General features: G+C 49.5%; 1 rRNA gene. It reads left to right on the top strand.

Annotated features, from left to right (window positions below):
* A 23S ribosomal RNA gene (locus tag GTP58_RS30830) occupies positions 1-630 on the top strand; the annotation flags it as partial.

Here is a 630-nt window from a genome sequence, read left to right as displayed (position 1 = left end):
CGTAATTCAAGGGACTGGGACGAAGAACTTAGGTTCTGTAGCAATCGGAAGTGGTTCCAAGAAAAGCCTCTAAGCTTCAGTCATACGAGACCGTACCGCAAACCGACACAGGTGGGCGAGATGAGTATTCTAAGGCGCTTGAGAGAACTCGGGAGAAGGAACTCGGCAAATTGGTACCGTAACTTCGGGAAAAGGTACGCCTCGGTAGCTTGGTCACTTTACTGTGATAGGGCGAAAAGGTTGCAATAAACTGGTGGCTGCGACTGTTTAATAAAAACACAGCACTCTGCAAACACGAAAGTGGACGTATAGGGTGTGACGCCTGCCCGGTGCTGGAAGATTAAATGATGGGGTGCAAGCTCTTGATTGAAGTCCCAGTAAACGGCGGCCGTAACTATAACGGTCCTAAGGTAGCGAAATTCCTTGTCGGGTAAGTTCCGACCTGCACGAATGGCGTAACGATGGCCACACTGTCTCCTCCCGAGACTCAGCGAAGTTGAAATGTTTGTGATGATGCAATCTACCCGCGGCTAGACGGAAAGACCCCATGAACCTTTACTGTAGCTTTGCATTGGACTTTGAATCAATCTGTGTAGGATAGGTGGGAGGCTTTGAAGTAGGGACGCCAGT

The sequence above is a fragment of the Duganella sp. CY15W genome, assembly GCF_009857555.1.
Taxonomy (GTDB): Bacteria; Pseudomonadota; Gammaproteobacteria; order Burkholderiales; family Burkholderiaceae_D; genus Rugamonas; species Rugamonas sacchari.
The sequence above is the reverse complement of the archived record's forward strand: the minus strand, read 5'-3'. Positions and strand labels throughout refer to the sequence as shown.